Raw genomic sequence first — 19,374 nt, forward strand, 5'->3', positions numbered from 1 at the left:
CTCTTTAACTCTAATTTTATCATAAACAAATGATGACAGAAAAAATAGATTCTCTCCCCATTCCTCCCCATTTTGATCCCCAGCGTGTGGGAGAAGTTTGGCGTGTTCGGTATCAAATTCGAGCCCAGGAAGCCGAAGAATGGGCAAAACAGTATAAGATTCAACCTGCTAGTCAGGATCAACTTAAAACCTGTTTAATTTTAATTGATGTTCAAAATACGTTTTGTATTCCTGAATTTGAGTTATTTGTAGGAGGCGCATCGGGAAATGGTGCAGTAGAAGACAATATTAGATTGTGTGAATTTATTTATCGAAATTTACACAAAATTAGCCATATTATTGCTACCTTAGATACCCATACCGCCTTCCAAATTTTTCATCCTATTTTTTGGATTAATCAACAAGGTGAACATCCCACCCCTGCAACGTTAATTTCCGTTGAAGATATTCAAAATCACATCTGGAAAGTGAATCCAAAAGTTATCAATATAATTTTAGGTGCAGATGAAAACAGCCTAGAACAATACGCCTTACATTATGCCCAAACCTTAGCAAAAAAAGGTCAATATCCCTTAACAGTATGGCCCTATCATTCAATGTTAGGAGGGATCGGTCATGGGTTAGTTTCAGCCGTTGAAGAAGCATTATTTTTTCATACGATTTCCCGATGTTCTCAAGTTCAATTTGAGATTAAAGGAAACCATCCCTTAACAGAAAATTATTCGGTTTTGCAACCGGAAGTTTTAGAAAATATTCAAGGAGAAATAATAGCTCAAAAAAATAAACAATTAATAGAACAGATTTTAAACTTTGATCGAATTCTGATTGCGGGTCAAGCGAAAAGCCATTGTGTTGCTTGGACAATTGACAATTTATTAACCGAAATTCAAGCCAAAAATTATAATTTAGCCCAAAAAGTTTATTTATTAGAAGATTGTACCTCTCCTGTTGTTATTCCCGGTATTGTCGATTATACTGAACAAGCAAATCTCGCATTTCAACGATTTACCACCGCCGGAATGCAGATGATTAACTCCTTTAATCTACTTGAGTAACAATGCAATTTCTCCCTTGTTGTTTAGCTTGATATAAAGCTTGATCAGCAGATTTAATTAATATAAAAGTTGAGTTTTCTGGCGTTGGAATTAAACTCGATATGCCGAAACTTAGCGTAAGTAACTCACTCACTTGAGATTGGGAGTGGGGAATATTGAGAATCCGAATAGAAGTTTGAATATCTGTCGCAATTTTCCCTGCTTCTAATAGATTCGTCTGGGTTAGAATAATCACAAATTCTTCACCGCCATAACGAGCTAGTAAATTTCCGGGATGTTGAATCACTTGATCAATTGCTTGAGCTACTTTTTTTAAACAGTCATCTCCTTCTAAATGACCATAGGTATCATTATAAGCTTTAAAATAATCTACATCACATAAAATCAAGGAAATTGGTTTTTGTTCCTGTAGATGTCTCTGCCATTCTATATTTAAAAATTCCTCAAAATAATGACGGTTAGCAATTTGTGTTAACCCATCTAATTTAGCCCAACGAGATAAATCAAGCTCTATCTTTTTACGGTCTGTAATATCTCGAATGGCGATGGAAAATCCGTCCCCTAACCTGACAGCAATAAAATGATACCAACCTTGAGTATCGTCACTGTGATAAAAAATATCATCAATTAAAGGAGTTCCCGTTTCTACTAAATTAACAAACTTTTCAAATAAGCTAGAATCTATTTTTTTCAATAATTTTTTTAAAATAATTTTACCCATTAACTTAGAGCGATCTTGCTTCAAAATTTGGCCAATGATTGGATTCACAACTAAACAACGGAAATCCATAATTTTTCCGGTCATTGTGTTTCGGATAGATTGAAACGCAGCAATTCCATCCATTGACGTATTTAAAACACTTTGAATTAAAGCACGAGATTGATATAAAATTTCTTCTGTTTCTTTACGTCGTTGAATTTCTTCTTGTAATTGCTTTTCTTTGGCGAGACGGTGTTGAATTTCCTCTTTTAACCGTTCTTCTTGGGCTTGACGATATTCTATTTCTGCTTGTAATTGTTTTTTTTGTCTTTGAATAATAAACTGGGTTTCAATTCGGGCAATAACTTCTTCCACTTGAAAGGGTTTATTAATATAATCAACTCCTCCTAATTGAAACGCTCTTACCTTATCCCAAACTTCATTTAAAGCACTAATAAAAATAATAGGAATTTCCTGAGTTTGAGAATCTTGTTTCAGTTTTTGGCAAACTTCATAGCCATCCATTTCCGGCATTTTTATATCTAATAAAATTAAATCAGGGGGGGATGATTGTATGGCCCTTAAAGCGGATATTCCATTAATAGCTTGACGAACTTTATACCCTTGTTGCTTAAGAATTTCTGATAAAACTTTTAAATTTTCAAGTTTATCATCTATAATTAAAATACCACCAAGTTGTTGTTTTTTATTAGCTCGAATATTCATGGATTTTTATTTTTTCAATAAGATTAAAAATTTGATCAACTCTATAATTAGAAACTAAATCGGTTAAAGCTTGAGACAGATCAGCTTGTCCCAACGGAATTTCTTGAATTAGATCTAAAACTAACTCATAATCTAAGTCAAGGCTGGCTTGATAAAGTTCATCTATCCATTGAGAGGGCATCCCTTTCAAGCTTTCAACAGTAAGTATAGAGTTTGAGGGATTTAAAAAGTTTAGGGAGGTGTCCTCCGCATAGATATATTCAAGACCTAGATATTTTGCAATCATCTCAAAAATATGGGATTCTTGAAAGGGTTTTCTCACAAAATCGTCACAACCCATTGAAAGTACCAAGGCTTTTTGTTCTTCTAAAACACTAGCAGTAATCGCAATAATCACCGTAGCATTTCCTTTTAAGGTATTTTTAATTTGTTTTGTGGCTTCATAACCATTCAAAATGGGCATAATCAGATCCATTAAAATTAAATGGGGTTCCCACACATCCCAAATTTCTACAGCTTCTTTGCCATTTGAAGCTTCTTTTAATTCTAATCCCAAGGGTTTCAGCAATTCTATTAATAATTTACGATTACAGAATTTATCATCAACAATTAATATTTTATAGGCAGGTTGATTAGGAGCTAAACCCACTATTTTTCGAGATGAATTTTGATTAAATAAACAAATATCATCAACAAATTTAGCGTGAATATTAAAGGTAAAGGTTGTGCCGACTCCGACTTGGGAATTAACTTTAATTTTCCCACCCATCAGGTGTACAAATTTTTGACTAATCGATAAACCTAACCCCGTTCCTTCATCAGCTTCTCTTCCCCTTTGAGTTTGAGTAAAAGCCTCAAAAAGCTGATCAATTTCTTCGGAATCAATGCCGACTCCCGTATCTTGAACTGCAAAAATCAGTTGTAGGTTTGAGGGATCAATTTTATGACAATTAACGGTTAGCTGCACGCCTCCTTGATGAGTAAATTTGAGAGAATTATTGAGTAAATTAATCAGAATTTGGCGAAGTTTAATCTGATCAGTACAAACATATTGAGGAACAGCTTTACAACAGCTAAATGTTAAGCTTAAACTCTGATTTTTAGCCTTGAGAGAGAACATATCTTCTAAATCTTGAAGGAGATGATATAGATCAAAGTTAGCCTCATTAAGGGTGATTTTGCCTGCCTCAATTTTAGCTAAATCTAAAAGCTGGTTAATTAAACTTAATAAATGTTCTCCACTTTGTAAAATAATCTTCACTTGTTCTTGGTGTTCAGCAGAAAGAGTTGTACTTCGATTCATTAATTGAGCAAAGCCTAAAATCGCATTCAAAGGCGATCGCAATTCATGACTCATATTAGCTAAAAATGTACTTTTAGCTTGATTCGCCACTTCAGCAGCCTGTTTTGCCTGTTCTAATTGTGTAGTTCGTTCTAAAACTTTTTGTTCCAGAGAAATATTTAACTGTTGTAATTGTCGATTTAATTCGTGTAATTTTTGATTTTGTTCTACCAGTTGTTGTTCTTGAGCATAGCGCCTTAATGCCTCTTGAACTGTTAAAATTAAGTCCGTTTCATCCCAAGGTTTGCTAATATAACGATACAGACTTGCTTGGTTGACTACATTGCCAACAGATTGAGCATCTGCTTGTCCAGTCAACATAATTTTTAACATTTGGGGATAACTTTGATGAATTCGGATTAATAACTCATCCCCTTGTAAACCGGGCATAATTTGGTCAGAAATAACTAAGGCGACTTCTAACCCTTCCTCATGCAATTCTTCAATAACTTCTAATGCTTCTTCGCCACTTTCTGCTGATTCTAATTCATAATGTTGAGGTAAATTCCGTTTAAGTTGTTCTTTAAGACTTTCTAAAATAACAGATTCATCATCTACACATAAAATTGCCAGTTGTTTAGCCATTGTTCTCAAGTTATTATCGGAAGAAATTCAAGCAATAAAAATCTCTAAATGTTGATCACTATCCTAAAGCCGATGCAATCGTTTGTGCTAACTCTTCTTCTGTCCAAGGTTTATAAAGACAACGATATAAATTAGCATATTTTTCAGCCCGTTTAATCGCAGCTTCATCCGCTTGTCCCGTCAACATCACTGTAATAATTTTGGGAAAACGACGATGGACTTCAATCAGAAATTCATCTCCTCGCATTTCAGGCATTAACCAATCCGAAACAATAATTAATACTTCAATATCTTCCTGTTTTAAATCTTCCAGAATATCTAAGGCTTCCGGGGCACTTTCTGCACCTTCATAGATATACTCCTTTCCAAATCTCCGTTTGAGTTGTTCTAGGAGACTTTCTACCACAAACCGTTCATCATCTACACAGATAATAGCTTTTTCTACCATTGGCTTTTCCTTTTTAAATTTTAATTGAATTGATTTTTTTGATAAAGATGGCTAATTAAAAGTAAACTTTACTCATTTTAACATAAACAGAACTAATCTCGAAATTTTGGTTTAGGTTCGAGGTAAGGAGATCGTAAAAATAGTGTTTCCGGGTTGACTTTGAACGGTAATCTGACCTTGATGTTTATCAATAATTTTTTGAACAATATCTAATCCCAAACCACTACCTTCTCCCCAAGGTTTTGTTGTAAAGAAGGGTTCAAAAATGCGTCCTTGAATATCCGCCGGAATCCCACAGCCTGAATCGATGATTTGAACCCGAAACTCAGTTTCTTCTTGGAGGACGACAATCTTGAGAGTTCCCTGACCCTTCATGGCTTGAATACTATTATGGATTAAATTTGTCCAAACCTGCATTAATTCATCAGGATAACAATCAAGGGGATGGGTAATTTGATAGGTACGATTGACTTCTATGCCACGTTTCAGTTGATTGTGATAGAGTTCTAAAACCGTATCAATACCTTCAGTAATTAAGACGGATTGTTTTTGACTATGGGGATCATAACGAGCATAACTTTTGAGAGCAAAAACAACTTTAGAAGCTCGTTCAATTGCTGTAATCATGGTTTGATTATTTCGTTGTAATCGAGCTAGATTATAAGCTAAATTTAATAACCATTCTTGTTCAGGATGTTGAACCAAGGGTAAAATAAATTCCAAGTTATCATAAATACCAATATCAATTAAAATATCAGCGATTTTTCGAGGAGATTCGATTTGATACTCTTTTAAGTGTTGAGCCAGTTGACGTTTATATTCACGCTGTTCTCGTGTCGAAATTTGCTGGGGGTTGTTTCGTGAAAAATCTAATACCTTAAAAAACAGCACTTGTTGCTCAGGATCAAGTTTTTGAGAAAGTTTGGGTAATTCAATTAAAGATTCAATTAAAGCTTGATTATTATTATTAATAGCCGCTTGAATTGCACCTAATGGAGTATTGATTTCATGGGCAATTCCAGCTACCAATTGTCCTAATGTCGCCATTTTCTCAGATTGAACCAGTTGACTTTGAGTGGCTTTTAACTGTTGCAGGGTGTGAGAGAGTTCTTGCGTCCGTTCTTTGACTTGATGTTCTAAAGTTTGGTTATATTCAGCCAGAATATGTTCGGCTTCTTTAGTCGATGTAATATCGGTAATGGTTCCGACATATCCTGTAATTTGACCTTCACTATTTCGTTCAGCAAGTGCTTTTCCATAGACCCAAATTGTACTGCCATCGGGTTTAAAAAACCGATATTCATACTGAAAAGGAACACCTTCATGGACAAATTTTAACCAATAGGAAAGAATACGATCTCGATCTTGGGGATGTAAAGTTTTTGTCCAACCCATCCCCATTGTTTCCGCTTGACTCAGACCAATCATGGCAAAATGTTGATCATTTCCATAGATATAATTCCCTTCAATATCAGCCCGAAAAATTCCAACGGGTGCGGCTTGAGCTAAACTTGTATAACGTTGTTCACTAATTTGTAAAGATTGGTTCAGATTTTGCAGTTGAGTTAAAGTGGTTTGCAATTGTTGAATCATGTTATTAAAAGAACGAGTCAGTTCTCCTAATTCATCTTGACGATTCGCTTCTTGGGGTAAATCCCATTGTCCGGCTGCAATATTCTTAGATGCTTGATTGAGTAGAATAATAGGAAATGTAATCCATCTAGCGGTTAAAATTCCAATGATAATTGCTATAATAAAGGTGACTAAACATAAAAGTAGTGTTGTTCGATTGTTGGCTTTAATTTGATCTAAAAAATCATGTTCAGGAACGACCAAAACAATCATCCATTCTAATTTCTTATTATCACTAAACGGAATAATATTTAAAAAATAGTTCTCTTTATTAATTAAAAAATTAAGTTTTTGAGGGTTATAAATTTTATGTAGGCTTTTAAACTGTTTCAATAATTCTTGTGTCGCTGATTGGGTGATTTTATTCCTACTTTCTGTTGCCAAAAACAGTTGATTTTGACTGCCAATTTTTCTAAAGGGTTGTTCTCCGGTAGAACTAGCTAACAAATGACCTTGGGGATCAAGAATAAAAACTTGTCCTGATTTGCCAATTTTTAAACCTTTTAAAAAGGTAATAATTTGGTCAAGCCGTAAGGTAGCCAGAAAAATTCCTTCAATTTGTTGTTTTTGATTGTAGATGGGTTCTAATGCACTAATTAATAAGCTGGGCTCTAAGATAGAAACAAATACATTACTCCAGGAAGCTCGGCGTTCTTTTATCACTTTTAAGTAAGTGGGATGTTGACGTAAATCATAGTCTTTTTTGATTAATTCACCTTGAGTCCGATTTCCTTGAGAATCGAGTTTAAACGTATAGAAATTTTTGCCAACATCATCCCCGACAACATTAACTTGGAAATCACCATTCAGGCGTTTTTCACCTGACCGTTGTTTATTTTGATTCGTCGCAATGGCAATAAAAGTAATATCAGGATATAATTGAACTTGCCGCCAAAGGTATTTTTCCCAAGGATATAAATTAGTTGTATTTAAAAAACCTAATTTAATTTGATTATAATTAGTTTGGTTAATTTGATCGGGAGTTTCTAAGAAAAACTGTAAATTTTCTTGAACACGATTACTCACTTGGTTCATTAACTGCTGGGCTAAATTTTCAACAGCTTTTTGTCCATTTTTAAATGAAAAATAACCCACTAATCCAACCGTAGCGGTAATTTGTACCACAAAAGGTACAATTAAAACTGTTCTTAACGGCAGTTTACCAATGGTTTTTGCTACAAATTGATTCCAAGGTAAAAGTAACATTATTCATTATTTCTATAAAGATAGTTTTGTAACCTCCCCAAACCTGCAAAAAGTGTCAGTAAGGGTGAGGTTATCGCAGAGCATTGAAATTGTTTTGAGGACGTTTTAAGGAGAAGCTGAAGGAACTTCGGGTTCAGGAGATGAAATCGTGGGGGAAGAATTTTGATAGGATTTATTAAAGCTCATGGCAACTAATGAAAATCCTAAATATGCAGGTAAAATAATGGCAGTTATAAAAGCAATCACCGTTAACCAAGCTCCTAAATTACTGGAAGAACCATAGGTTGAACGATAGGGATCAGCTTTAATTTGGTAAGGGTTTTCGGCATGATCGAGTCCTCTTGGACGCTTAAACCGAACCCGTCGATCATCTAATTTTTCCACTAAAATCCAACCCATTTCGGCTTCTTCCTGACATAACCGTTTAAAGATAGTTGGATTCCGAAATACATCTCGACTTGCTCGCACAATTTTATACTCCCAATCCCGAACTAAAGGTTCAGGAGATTCAGTGTTAGAATAGCCGTTAGGTTGTATAGATTTTACAGGCATTTGTTTAGTATCTTCTGAGTCGTAGCGAGTCAATGTTTCTTCCTCCTCCTGTTCTAATTGTGTATCAGTTTGTATGGAACAGAGCCAACTCGCGAGTAAAACAGCATCAATTCCTAGGCTACTGACCATAAGACTTAATAGGGCAACTTCGCTCATAATTAAGTTTGAAATAAATATCCTTCAATCCAAAAATCCTTACCTACAGAACCCCAGGTCATTCGTTCTAATAAAAGTGCTTCTGTCATCTGAGTCAACCCTAAATCTGCGACCGGAGATGGTGCTGTTTTGCCCCCAATAATTTTAGGGGCAATAAACGCTAAGATTTTATGAATACTGCCATCTGTGATCGCCTGGGCGGCAAGGGTTCCTCCACATTCCCACAACACCGATAAAAACTGACGTTTATAGAAATAAGCCATGACTTGGGCAGGTGTCAAGGGCGATAATTCCGCTACCTCTACCCCCTTATTCTGCAAAAACTGTTGGAAATCTGGATTTACACCCTCCTCTGTTATAACTAAAGTTTTCGCTTCTTGAGTGTCCCATAAATGGGCTTGTTTGGGTAAGTCTAAAGTTCGACTCATGACCACTCGCAAAGGGTTAGGTTTTCCGGCTTCGTGGGTCGTTAGCCAAGGATTATCTCGTCGGACGGTATTTCCTCCCACAATAACCGCATCACAAGCAACACGCAACTGATGAACTTTTTGTCGAGCTTCGGTTCCCGTCACCCAAGAACTATGACCCGTTGTGGTGGCAATTTTTCCATCTAAGGTCATGGCATATTTCAAAATTCCCCAGGGTTTCTGATGCAAAATTCGATAGACAAAAGCTTCATTTAACTGTTGACAATCTTGTTCTTCAATGCCAACAATGACCTCAATTCCTGCATCTTTTAACCGTTGAATTCCTGTTCCTGAAACTAAAGGATTCGGATCAACCATTCCCACCACAACTTTAGAAACTTCAGCTTGAATTAAGGCTTCTGTACAGGGAGGTGTCCGCCCAAAATGATTACAAGGTTCTAAATTAACATAAACCGTTGCTCCCTTGGCTTGTTCTCCGGCATTTCTCAGGGCAAAAACTTCAGCATGGGGTTGACCTGCACCCGGATGAAACCCTTCTCCAACAATTTTTTTATCCTGAACGATGACACATCCAACTAAGGGATTAGGTGCTGTTTTGCCTAAGGCTTGACAAGCTAACTTTAAGCAATATTGCATCATTTCTTGATCAAAATTTAAGGTCATAATTCAGAACGATTCAAATAATCTAACTAAGCAAAACTTAATTATAAAAGCAAGAATTTTGCTTCCAGAAATTTAATAATTATTATCCTCCTAAACGCTGCATAATCCAATCTAAACGATGGTCGGGTTCATTTTCTGGTATATTATTGGAAGGTTTAGAAGCTAAAAAAGTAACGTTATCGTCATGACCAAAATGGTTAACAGTAGCTCGTAAGCGTGAGGATAAAAATTTAGTAATAGCTCGATAAAATCTCAACGAAAATAAAACATCCTCTTCTAATTTTTGAGCTAAAAGTAATCGAGGAATGGATAACACACAACACTCTTCAACCGCTTGCACCGTAGCCGAGGGTAAACGTCCATCCACAAAAGACATTTCCCCTAATATTTCACCGCCACCAATTTTTCCCACCACTTGATTTCCTAAAGCTGCCACACAAACATTGAGGGTTCCACTCAAAACAATATAAAGCGCATCTAAGGGTTGATCTTCTTCAATTAGAACAGTACCCGCTTGCAGGACTTCTCGTTTTCCTTGGGTCACGATCCAATCTATATCTCGATCATTTAATTCCCCTAGAATCAGTAAGGCATTAGTCATAAATTTATGAATTTTTAGAGAAAAATAAGTCCTTCCTAGAAAAACCGTTAAATCACCGATTTTTCGATCAGAACAAATGATAAAGTTCCCTATGGCGCGTTCTCTGTTTTCGGTTTCCGATTCCCTCTGCTCTATTCCCTGTTTGAGTCCCCTTAATATAATTGTAGCATTAATTGTTTCCGATATTCTTTAGTCAAGGGATGGTCATCTCCCAGTAAATTAAAAATAGTCAACATCGCTTTTCTAGCCCCATCCTCTTTATATTTGCGGTGGGTAGATACAATCTCTAAAAACAAAGATAACGCCTCTGAGTAGTCTTCCGCTAATGTTAATTGACAAGCTTTTGCATAGTTCTGTTCCAGTTGGCTTTCTCCCGAAGCAGTAGCATCTGTTTTGAGTTGGATTAATTGTTTTAAAGCCTGAGCTTTGGGGAAGAAATCGCGCTGATCTTCTCCAATGGTATTTAACAGTTTTTCAGCATTTTCAAGTTGATTGAGAAGAATTAAAAAATTAGCGGCTGCTAACACCACTTCTAAGCGATTTGGATAGTGAGAAAATAGCTGATCTAAAAGTTGTTTGGCGGTGGGAAAGTTCTTTTGAGCGATCGCAGTTTTTAAAGCTTCTAAATCCTGCTCAAAATTAGATTTTAAATTGAATTGGCTGAGGGTTTGCCGAATTTGAGCTTCTGTTAATGCTCCTACAAAACCGGGCTGCATTTCTCCTTGAATCACAATTCTGACATCCGGTACACCTTCTACCCCATATTGACTTGCTAACTCAGGATTTTGATCAATATCAATTTTCGCTAAAATAAAATCATATTCGTTCACCAACTTTTCTAAAATGGGTTTTAAAATTTGACACGGGCCACACCAAGTTGCATAAAAGTCTACAAATACAGGGCTTTTATCGGAAACTTTGATCACCTCTTGCTCAAAGTTAGATTGATTAACGTCAATTGCATATCCCATCGGATAAATCCTCCCAGTGATTTTGTTTTCTATTTTATCGTAAATGTTCAGAGTTATCCTTTACAATTTCTAAAAAACGGTTTTCCTCCCTTAAAACTTGAGACTGTAATGAAGACTAATCTTAAACTGATGAGCGGGTTAACGGCTATCTTTATTTTTGCTTTTGGTTGCCGTTTATCTGCTGTTGATACTCCTGGAAAAAATTCTTCTGAAATCACTAAAATTTCTAACATTTTGCTAGAAGGTTCTGTTTTTTCTTCTCCAAACTCTTCAAGCTTTATTATCCCCGAACCTCCCCCTATTAATTCCGCCGAAGAAACAGCTTTTCAAGCCAGAGGGTTAGCGATTAGAGAGAAATTAGCTGCGATTAATTTAGATGAAAAAGATGCTTGGTGGCGACGAATTAAACTCGGTGATCCCCATAAATATTTACTCCCCATTATTTTAGCACGATTAAGTCTACAAAATGAACCCGCAGGAAATAATTATGATCCCCAACATAGTTGGGATGTTTTATTAAAACTGGATCAAGATAAGCCGGATCTCTATCATTTTCGGGCACCGTTAGATGTGCGAATCTTCTTTTTATTTAAAGAAATGATGCCGTTAGATGTGAAACTTGCCTATCGTCGTCAATTAGAATCCCCCAGGGTTTTAGAATGGACAGAAGCAGGAACAGAAAACCATACATTTATGCAACGAGCATCGGGTTTAGCCTTGATGAATAACAGTGGTTTTCCCGTTGGAGATCCAGCCAGTGCTGCTACCAATGAAGCGTGGTTACGCTCAGAATTGAATAAGTTTTTAACCATTGGTCAAGGTGAGTTTCATTCATCTATTTATTATGGTTATAGTATTAGCGGGTTATTAAATCTCTATGATTTTTCTCAGGATCAAAAATTACGAGAATTAGCCAAAGGATTATTAGATTGGTATGCCGTTAATATGGCATTACGTCTGAGTTGGGGAACCGCAGGAGGAGCAGAAAGCCGAGGATTTGATCGCAATACTTGGAATAATGGGTTAACGGCTGTTGCTTGGTTATGGTGGGGAGATCAACCAGAATTAGCTCAAAAAATGGATGAGAAATATGCTTGGTTAGCTTTACCTGCCTCCTTAAGTTCCTATCGTCCGCCGGAAATTTTAAGGGCGATCGCTCGTAAAGAAATCCCCCTACCGTTTGAAGCTAGAGCTAGTCATCCGGCTTATTATAGTTATCACGAAAGTAACCGTCTTTGGGAAACGTTTTATATCACAAACAACTATAGTTTAGGGACTTTATTAGAACCCGCCAGAGTCTATCAAGTAAAGGGAACGATTCGCGCTCAATATGCTACCTATAAATTAGTGGTGCGAGATCCAAAGGGTCAACAAAACGCCGTGATTAATTTAGGAGGAACTTATCATGGTCTTCAAGCCACAGGTCGAAGTCCGGGGGATCAATTAGTACAAAAACGGGGAGCCGTTATCTTTCAATTAATCTTAAATGAAACGGATTTAAAAGCGGGAGTTCCTGCTGCTTCTCATCTGGTTTTACCTCAAGATTATGGTCAACCTCAACGCTATAAAAATTGGTATATTTGGAAACTTCATAATATTTGGTTAGTGGCTCGACCTTGGGGGGATAAAATTGAGTTGAAATCTTCAATTTCTGAGAAACAACCAAATTTACAAGCTTTAGCTGCACAGGGAAATAAAACCGCTTGGATCACTGATGTTGCTGCGGTTGATGATTATCCTAATTTTCAACAGTTGAAAACGGGATTAGATCAAACTGAAATTCAAGATCAAAATTGGAAAAGTCAAGGAATATTAAGTTATAAAAGTTTAGCGGGCGATCGCTTAACCCTAACTTATCAAAAAAATAAGGCGATCGGAGATGCTGTGATTAATGGAGAAAAACAAATTTTAGAAAATTGGCCCGTTTTAGAGAGTCCTTATATTCAAGAAAAGCTGTATAGTGGCCTACTGGAGGTTAACGTCCCTCAAAAACCTTCCTGGCGACTGCGAGGAACCCTGATGGGGCCAACTTGGGAGACAAAGAAGTAAAATTAAATTACAAATGTATTGAATTTCATCCTAGATTCATATACAATTTATCTAGTTTCACAGGATGACTGGAATTCTAGTCCAGTTAACTATCATAGAAGTTACGCAGAAACCGGGTTTCTAGGATTTCGTGCATCAGTCTTGAGTCAGATTGTTTTTTTAATAAAAATTGATATCAATTGAGTTGAAGTTGTTAACAATGGAGAGATTTATGTCTAAAAAATGGATCGGCGGAATTTTGGTTTTTCTGGGTTTCATGATGTCTCCGTTGTGCTGGTGGAATGATTTAATCTTTAATTTACCGATTGCTTACGGGTTTGGATTTGTTTTTAGTAAATTGTCTGAAGATTTATTTTTTCCGAGTTCTATTTTTGGATATTGGCTCTCCAATTTAGCGGGAATTCTTTTAATGCAATATGGAGCCCTAAATGTTGTTGAAGCTTCCTCCTCTGAACGAAATCTTAAGAAAGATTTAGCAATGGGTGTTTTTTCTTCAACTGCTTTTACTGTAGTAATGGTACTCTTAGTTCAGTCTAATGTAATTGACCTGTCCCTGTTACCGCATTAAACTGAAAATATGTGCAGTTTGAGGACAAAATGATGTCTGATTTTAATCCCCATAAACCGTCATTGAGGAACTGGAGTTCTGTTCAAAACTGGTTCATCCTGCATTGGCGGTTTTTAGTATTAGGAATTTCTTTACCCTTACTGTTGTTTGGAATTCTAGCTTTAAAAGTAGGCGAAAGTTCCAGTGGTCTACCTTGGGATTTATCAATTTTATTCGCCCTTCATGCTATGGAGCAACCTCAACTCGAAAGCTGGGCGATTATCTTAACCTTTACTTGTACTTCTCTAGGAATCGTTTTCCTAGCAGCTCCGGTTATTTTAATTTTAGGGTATCAAAAACAATGGCGATCGCTTTTGTATTTAATTTTAACGCTTTCAGGAAGTGGAATTCTCAGCCAATCTGCTAAAGTTTTCTTTCATCGAATGCGACCTCATTTGTGGCAATCTTCCTATCCTTTTCCTTCAACTTTTTCTTTTCCCAGTGGTCACGCACTCTTGAGTATGACCTTTGTAACCGTCTTCATTTTACTGACTTGGAGAACAAAATGGCGAGGGTTAGTAATTGGTTTAGGCGGATTATTTGTCCTTGCAATTGCTTGGACAAGACTGTATTTAGGTGTTCATTTTCCCAGTGATATTTTAGCGGGTTGGTTTCTGGCTATCACTTGGTCAATTCTCAGTAGTTTATTATTAAATATTCACCAATTTAATCGAATTGTAGATACTCAATCTTCTACTGTTCTCGAAAGTTAACTCCAGATTTTACCCATGCCCAGATATCAATTATTTTTGAAGCCAGCTAACCTAATTTTTTTGTTTTTATTACTTTTAATCTTCTTCAATCCTCTGATTATTGTTAATGCGGGGGAACGAGGAATTTTAATGGTATTCGGTAAGGTTCAGTCTGAAATTTTGGATGAAGGATTGCATTTTATTATTCCTGTATCTGAAACCGTACAAAAGATGACTGTCCGTATTCAAAAACAGGAAATATCAGCCGAAGCTTCCTCAAAAGATTTACAGGAGGTGTTTACGGATGTGGCATTGAATTGGCATATTATCCCTGAAGAAGTTAATTTAGCGTTTCAACAAATTGGGGATAAACAAGCTATTATTGAAGCAATTATTAATCCCGTGATTGAGGAAATTCTCAAAGCGGTTATGGCTAAATATACCGCCGAAGAAATTATTACTTGTCGGGAAAATGTAAAATCAGAAGTGGATCATTTATTAACAAGCCAATTAATTAATTATCACATTCAAGTCGATAATATTTCTCTAGTTCATGTTCATTTTTCCCAACGGTTTACTGATGCTGTGGAAGCCAAACAAATTGCTGAACAGGATGCTAAAAAAGCTGGATTTTTAGTTTTGAAAGCAATTAAAGAAGCAGAAGTTAAGGTCAATTTAGCCAAAGGAGAAGCTGAAGCTCATAGTTTACTGCAAAAAACCTTAACTCCCGAAATTTTGCACCAGAAAATTATTGATAAATGGAATGGAAGTTTACCTTTAGTGGTAGATGATAAATTCATTCATGGATTTAAGCTAGAATCCTGATTGAATCATCAGTTTCCTGAATAGAGATCCGTTTAGCAAACATTTCTTTGCGTTAACTGTAAATTAATCTCATTTAATAATAACATTTTTTCAAAGGTTTGAGAAATACGAGTTTGAAACCGTTGACAATGTTTGATTTTTAAAAAAGGTCGAATCAATTCTAATTCTTTACGAGAAGGTTGACGATAATCAACAATCCGAATCGCCTTTAAAATTCCTAATTTTAATTCTTTTTTAACCATTAGTTCAGAAATTCCGGCGGCTACATGACCTTCTTCGACAACAGATTTTACCATTTCTCCGGTATTTAAAACTAAAATAACCTTTAATTCACTGAGATTAATTCCCCAATTTTGTAACGCTTCTTCTAACCGTTGTTGAGTTCCTGAACCCGGTTCTCGCATGACCCAATCTGTATTTTTAAGCTCTGTTAAATCAACTTTTTCTCGGTTAAACCAAGGATGGGATTGTCCAACAATAATTAATAAGCGATCGCTGCCAACTTCCTCCTGACTTAACAATTTTTGTAAAGAAGGTTTGACTTCCCCTTCAATTAATCCTAAATCAAAGTGTCCGTTGGCTGTCCCTAAACAAATTTCCTCGGTATTCGCTAAGGTACAGTTAACAATAATTCCTGAATATTGCCGTTGAAATTGACTAATTTTTTCCGGTAGCCAATAGTTTCCAATCGTTAAACTTGATCCTAACTTGAGTTCTCCCCGTTGCAAATTATTTAACTCTTTTAATCCGCGTTCGGTTAAGGCGACTTGTTCCAAAATTTTTTGAGCTTCAAGTTGCAGTAATTGTCCCGCTTCTGTAATTTCAACGTGGCGACCAATCCGATGAAATAACTTGACTCGATATTCGGTTTCTAAGCTTTGAATCGCAGCACTAACCGCCGGTTGCGTAATATAGAGGTTCTCAGCCGCACGGGTAAAGTGTAGATGTTCTGCTACCGCCAAAAAAATTCGCAGTTGCTCTAGGGTCATTCCAGCCATTGTAAAGTTACTCACCTCTTGCATGATTTGGGGATGGGGTTAGTCTGAATGGGGACAATTAAAATAGAATACAATTAAAACTGTATTATAATGCGAATAGAAGTAATATGGTTTACAATTTTAGTTAAATTTCACTGAGTTTGTATCTTCCATGACCTTAGCTTCAGGAATTGCACCGGAATTCAGTCAACAACAGCGTTACTTCCAACGCCGTGACCGACTTCCTTTAAGACGGGATCACCTGTGGAAAATTCAGTCGGGTGTTGTGCGTACTCTCACCTACCTGGAAAATGGAACTGTTGTTACATTGGGGTTATGGGGGGAAGGAGATATCGTTTCACGGGTTTTGTCCAAAGCTGACCCCTACTATATGGAGTGCGTGACCCCAGTTCAGGCGATTCCTGTTCCGATCTCTGAATTTGATAATCTCTATCCCCTGTTAATTGAACATATTCATCAACTGCAAACCTTTTTAGAAATCGTTCATTCCCGTCCCGTTGATGAAGCGTTGCATAAATTATTGACCTTATTAGCCAACAAATTTGGCAGTGGTGTCTCTCAGGGACAATTAATTGAATTTCATTTAACCCATCAAGAAATTGCTGAAACAATTGGCACAACCAGAGTCACAGTTACTCGACTTTTAAAAGAATTTGAACAGCATGGAATTATTGAACGGTTAAATAGGCAATTTATTCTCTTACCGGGACATCAACCTTTTTGGCACTATGAGATTTAAAAAATAGTAGGATTTTTTAATCCTAGGGGGGTTGAGGAGCAATGGCTATAAATTCTAACCCAATGTTTTTTCCGGCTGATGATTGGTTCACCATTATTTTCCGCTTAGGAATTGCTTTGTTCATCGGAGGATTGATTGGACTAGATCGTCAGCAACCCAGTAGGCCTGCGGGAATGAGAACTTATATGATTGTCAGTTTAGGGGCTGCTATTTTTATCATGCTACCCTTACAAGCCGGCTTTGATATAAACTCAACCAACGCCCTGAGTCGTACCGTTCAAGGCATTGCAACCGGAGTAGGATTTCTTGGGGCTGGCTTAATTTTGCAACAGCCAAAACATAATCTTAAACCTAAAGTTAAAGGACTAACTTCGGCGGCAGCTTTGTGGTTAACCGCCGGTTTAGGAACCGCCGCCGGATGTGGATTATGGCGCATGAGTTTAATCGGAACTTTAATGACGTTACTGATTTTAAGTGGGTTCAAAAAAGTTAAACACACGTCTATTTATCGGCTACGAGTTTATAAACCCTTCTATAAACAGCAACGAATCCCTCGTCCTAAAACTCAAACTAATTCTGAGGAAATCCACTCAGAAGATTTAGAACTGAAGTAGAAAATTTTCAGCAATTATTCTTTGATCCTACCGTGAAACACCATTAAGGGGAGAATCAATCAATAAAATTTATTAATTCAACAAAAAAGAACAGTTGATTCTATTATGGAATCCCCATAGAGTAAAAACTGAAACATTAACTGTTTCATGTCCGGTGATATCGTTAATCATTGCTCAATACTTTATTGGCGATCGCAGAGCAATTCACCGATGTTTATTTGAAATACAGAAGGAATTACTCTATGACGGAAAGCACTCAACTCTACCAAAGTTCTCATGGCTTAAAAAAGGATTGTCTTTCTTTTGGAGAAGTCTTAGCTCAATCTTTTTCTGTAATTGCCCCTACAACAATTCCAGCCTCTAATTTAGGCTTATTAGTTGCTCTTTCAGGAAAAGGGACTTGGCTCAGTTTTTTAATTGGTTTAATTGGCTTAATTTTTGTCAGTATTAATATTAATCAATTTGCCAGACGTTCTGCTTCTCCGGGTTCATTTTATGCGTATATTGTTAAAGGATTAGGCCCTACCGCCGGAGTCATTTGTGGTTGGAGTTTGGTACTCGCCTATTTATTCACCGGAATGTCTGTTCTCTGTGGTTTAGCCAACTTTAGCGGCATATTATTTGGTCATTTAGGGATTCATCCTTCGGCAATTACCTTACTCGCCATTGGTGCAGGAATTGCTTGGTATGCAGCCTATAAAGATATCCAACTTTCCGCTATGGCGATGTTATGGATGGAAGGAATTTCGATTTTGTTAATTGGAATTCTAACTATCCTGATTTGGGCCCATAAAGGCTTTGCTTTAGATCTGAGCCAACTCACCTTAGAAGGGGTTACTCCGGGTCATATTGCCACTGGATTAGTGTTAGCTTTATTTGGATTTTCAGGATTTGAAAGTGCCACCACATTAGGGGATGAAGCTAAAAATCCGTTAAGAACGATTCCCCGTTCTGTGATGGGCAGTGTTATCCTAGCTGGAGTCTTTTTTATCTTCACCAGTTATGTTGAAATTCTAGGATTTGAAGGGACAGGGGTTGCAATTACAACAACAGAAGAACCTTTAGCTTTTCTTTCCCATCAAATCGGTCTTGGATTCTTAGGAGATATTATTGCTTTCGGAGTTTTATTTAGCTTCTTTGCTTGTGTTTTAGGAACCATTAATCCCGCCGCCCGCATCTTTTTTATCATGGCGCGTCATGGTTTATTTCATGCGTCGATTGGTACAACCCACGCTTCAAATCGCACCCCTCATATTGCTGTTACCCTCTGTTCTTTTGTGATGTTTCTAGTTCCAGCAATCCTGTCAATGTTCAATATTCGCTTATTTGAAAGTATGGGTTATTTAGGGGCAATTTGTAGTTATGGATTTTTAACGGTTTACATTTTAGTTTCCCTAGCTGCACCCCTTTATCTCCACAAAATTAAACAACTGCGGCCGATGGATGTTGTCTGTTCTATCTTAGCTATTGGCTTCATGATGATTCCGATTATTGGTAGCGTTGGTATTCCTGGAAATCAACTGTTTCCAGTTCCTGAAGCGCCTTATAATCTCTTCCCTTATTTATTCCTGTTCTACTTATTAATAACTTGTGGTTGGTTTGTAAGACAACGCACTCGTTCACCGAAATTAGTCAGAACCATGGAACGACATATTGAAGAAATTCATGCTCAATTTACTCACCCCACTCCTGAAATTATTCCTTCAGCTTCTTTAGTGCTTCCTACATCCCATTCCTATTCGACTAAACGCAGACGAAAATTCTAAACCTCTCCTTTATTAACCG

General features: G+C 36.8%; 17 protein-coding genes. 8 read left to right on the top strand and 9 right to left on the bottom strand.

Going from position 1 to position 19,374, the window contains the following annotated elements; genetic code table 11:
- Positions 1-29: 29 nt before the first annotated feature.
- Entirely contained in the window at positions 30-1,055 is a 1,026-nt protein-coding gene (locus IQ236_RS01725; protein ID WP_193867680.1) for a cysteine hydrolase family protein, read from the top strand.
- Here IQ236_RS01725 and IQ236_RS01730 read toward each other — a convergent pair.
- The 8 genes from IQ236_RS01730 to IQ236_RS01765 all read right to left on the bottom strand — a co-directional run bounded on the left by IQ236_RS01730 (position 1,039) and on the right by IQ236_RS01765 (position 11,065).
- The gene (locus IQ236_RS01730) at positions 1,039-2,481 is read right to left on the bottom strand and encodes a GGDEF domain-containing response regulator (RefSeq protein WP_193867681.1); all 1,443 of its coding nucleotides are present in this window, start codon (positions 2,479-2,481) and stop codon (positions 1,039-1,041) included. The genes IQ236_RS01725 and IQ236_RS01730 overlap by 17 nt on opposite strands.
- A complete protein-coding gene (locus IQ236_RS01735; protein ID WP_193867682.1) occupies positions 2,465-4,408 on the bottom strand; it encodes a response regulator in 1,944 nt (647 codons plus the stop codon). Before IQ236_RS01735 ends, IQ236_RS01730 begins: the two co-directional genes overlap by 17 nt.
- A 58-nt stretch (positions 4,409-4,466) precedes the next feature.
- Positions 4,467-4,856: a response regulator gene (locus tag IQ236_RS01740; protein WP_190519884.1), complete on the bottom strand. Its 390-nt coding sequence runs from the start codon at positions 4,854-4,856 to the stop codon at positions 4,467-4,469.
- Between the two features lie 111 nt (positions 4,857-4,967).
- Complete coding sequence (locus IQ236_RS01745) at positions 4,968-7,694, bottom strand: ATP-binding protein (protein WP_193867683.1); 2,727 nt, start codon at positions 7,692-7,694, stop codon at positions 4,968-4,970.
- A 105-nt stretch (positions 7,695-7,799) separates the two neighbouring features.
- Positions 7,800-8,402, bottom strand: coding sequence for a hypothetical protein (locus tag IQ236_RS01750; protein WP_193867684.1), 603 nt, complete (start codon positions 8,400-8,402; stop codon positions 7,800-7,802).
- A 2-nt stretch (positions 8,403-8,404) separates the two neighbouring features.
- On the bottom strand, positions 8,405-9,493 hold the full coding sequence (gene ribD / locus IQ236_RS01755; RefSeq protein ID WP_193867685.1) for a bifunctional diaminohydroxyphosphoribosylaminopyrimidine deaminase/5-amino-6-(5-phosphoribosylamino)uracil reductase RibD: 1,089 nt from the start codon (positions 9,491-9,493) through the stop codon (positions 8,405-8,407).
- 82 nt (positions 9,494-9,575) lie between these two features.
- Positions 9,576-10,094 (bottom strand): cyclic nucleotide-binding domain-containing protein, encoded by a 519-nt coding sequence (locus IQ236_RS01760; protein WP_193867686.1) that lies wholly within the window; start codon positions 10,092-10,094, stop codon positions 9,576-9,578.
- Positions 10,095-10,246: 152 nt separating this feature from the next.
- The gene (locus IQ236_RS01765; protein ID WP_193867687.1) at positions 10,247-11,065 is read right to left on the bottom strand and encodes a tetratricopeptide repeat protein; all 819 of its coding nucleotides are present in this window, start codon (positions 11,063-11,065) and stop codon (positions 10,247-10,249) included.
- 108 nt (positions 11,066-11,173) lie between these two features.
- On the opposite strand from IQ236_RS01765, the gene IQ236_RS01770 reads away from it, so the two are divergent.
- From IQ236_RS01770 to IQ236_RS01785, 4 genes are all read left to right on the top strand, one after another.
- Positions 11,174-13,114, top strand: a complete 1,941-nt coding sequence (locus tag IQ236_RS01770; protein ID WP_193867688.1) for a hypothetical protein — start codon at positions 11,174-11,176, stop codon at positions 13,112-13,114.
- A gap of 211 nt (positions 13,115-13,325) precedes the next feature.
- Positions 13,326-13,682, top strand: coding sequence for a hypothetical protein (locus IQ236_RS01775; protein WP_193867689.1), 357 nt, complete (start codon positions 13,326-13,328; stop codon positions 13,680-13,682).
- A 32-nt stretch (positions 13,683-13,714) separates the two neighbouring features.
- A complete protein-coding gene (locus IQ236_RS01780; protein ID WP_228041368.1) occupies positions 13,715-14,434 on the top strand; it encodes a phosphatase PAP2 family protein in 720 nt (239 codons plus the stop codon).
- Between the two features lie 15 nt (positions 14,435-14,449).
- Positions 14,450-15,238, top strand: coding sequence for a prohibitin family protein (locus IQ236_RS01785; RefSeq protein WP_193867691.1), 789 nt, complete (start codon positions 14,450-14,452; stop codon positions 15,236-15,238).
- Positions 15,239-15,270: 32 nt separating this feature from the next.
- On the opposite strand, the gene IQ236_RS01790 is transcribed toward IQ236_RS01785, so the two are convergent.
- Positions 15,271-16,260 (bottom strand): LysR substrate-binding domain-containing protein, encoded by a 990-nt coding sequence (locus IQ236_RS01790; protein ID WP_228041369.1) that lies wholly within the window; start codon positions 16,258-16,260, stop codon positions 15,271-15,273.
- Positions 16,261-16,387: 127 nt separating this feature from the next.
- Between IQ236_RS01790 and IQ236_RS01795 the strand changes: the two genes are divergently transcribed.
- The 3 genes from IQ236_RS01795 (at position 16,388) to IQ236_RS01805 (ending at position 19,355) form a co-directional block, all read left to right on the top strand.
- A complete protein-coding gene (locus tag IQ236_RS01795) occupies positions 16,388-16,975 on the top strand; it encodes a Crp/Fnr family transcriptional regulator (RefSeq protein WP_193867692.1) in 588 nt (195 codons plus the stop codon).
- A gap of 41 nt (positions 16,976-17,016) precedes the next feature.
- Positions 17,017-17,589, top strand: coding sequence for an MgtC/SapB family protein (locus tag IQ236_RS01800; RefSeq protein WP_322744063.1), 573 nt, complete (start codon positions 17,017-17,019; stop codon positions 17,587-17,589).
- Between the two features lie 242 nt (positions 17,590-17,831).
- Positions 17,832-19,355, top strand: a complete 1,524-nt coding sequence (locus IQ236_RS01805) for an APC family permease (protein WP_193867693.1) — start codon at positions 17,832-17,834, stop codon at positions 19,353-19,355.
- The last annotated feature ends 19 nt before the right edge of the window (positions 19,356-19,374 follow it).

Source organism: Planktothrix mougeotii LEGE 06226, assembly GCF_015207485.1.
Lineage (GTDB): Bacteria > Cyanobacteriota > Cyanobacteriia > Cyanobacteriales > Microcoleaceae > Planktothrix.

Bases quoted from the DNA above. Each gene is read 5' to 3' on its own strand.
- IQ236_RS01790 (WP_228041369.1), bottom strand. From the start codon at position 16,260: ATGCAAGAGGTGAGTAACTTTACAATGGCTGGAATGACCCTAGAGCAA.
- IQ236_RS01775 (WP_193867689.1), top strand. From the start codon at position 13,326: ATGTCTAAAAAATGGATCGGCGGAATTTTGGTTTTTCTGGGTTTCATG.
- IQ236_RS01750 (WP_193867684.1), bottom strand. From the start codon at position 8,402: ATGAGCGAAGTTGCCCTATTAAGTCTTATGGTCAGTAGCCTAGGAATT.
- IQ236_RS01765 (WP_193867687.1), bottom strand. From the start codon at position 11,065: ATGGGATATGCAATTGACGTTAATCAATCTAACTTTGAGCAAGAGGTG.
- IQ236_RS01730 (WP_193867681.1), bottom strand. From the start codon at position 2,481: ATGAATATTCGAGCTAATAAAAAACAACAACTTGGTGGTATTTTAATT.
- ribD (WP_193867685.1), bottom strand. From the start codon at position 9,493: ATGACCTTAAATTTTGATCAAGAAATGATGCAATATTGCTTAAAGTTA.
- IQ236_RS01725 (WP_193867680.1), top strand. From the start codon at position 30: ATGATGACAGAAAAAATAGATTCTCTCCCCATTCCTCCCCATTTTGAT.
- IQ236_RS01795 (WP_193867692.1), top strand. From the start codon at position 16,388: ATGACCTTAGCTTCAGGAATTGCACCGGAATTCAGTCAACAACAGCGT.
- IQ236_RS01760 (WP_193867686.1), bottom strand. From the start codon at position 10,094: ATGACTAATGCCTTACTGATTCTAGGGGAATTAAATGATCGAGATATA.
- IQ236_RS01740 (WP_190519884.1), bottom strand. From the start codon at position 4,856: ATGGTAGAAAAAGCTATTATCTGTGTAGATGATGAACGGTTTGTGGTA.
- IQ236_RS01800 (WP_322744063.1), top strand. From the start codon at position 17,017: ATGGCTATAAATTCTAACCCAATGTTTTTTCCGGCTGATGATTGGTTC.
- IQ236_RS01780 (WP_228041368.1), top strand. From the start codon at position 13,715: ATGTCTGATTTTAATCCCCATAAACCGTCATTGAGGAACTGGAGTTCT.
- IQ236_RS01735 (WP_193867682.1), bottom strand. From the start codon at position 4,408: ATGGCTAAACAACTGGCAATTTTATGTGTAGATGATGAATCTGTTATT.
- IQ236_RS01785 (WP_193867691.1), top strand. From the start codon at position 14,450: ATGCCCAGATATCAATTATTTTTGAAGCCAGCTAACCTAATTTTTTTG.
- IQ236_RS01745 (WP_193867683.1), bottom strand. From the start codon at position 7,694: ATGTTACTTTTACCTTGGAATCAATTTGTAGCAAAAACCATTGGTAAA.
- IQ236_RS01770 (WP_193867688.1), top strand. From the start codon at position 11,174: ATGAAGACTAATCTTAAACTGATGAGCGGGTTAACGGCTATCTTTATT.
- IQ236_RS01805 (WP_193867693.1), top strand. From the start codon at position 17,832: ATGACGGAAAGCACTCAACTCTACCAAAGTTCTCATGGCTTAAAAAAG.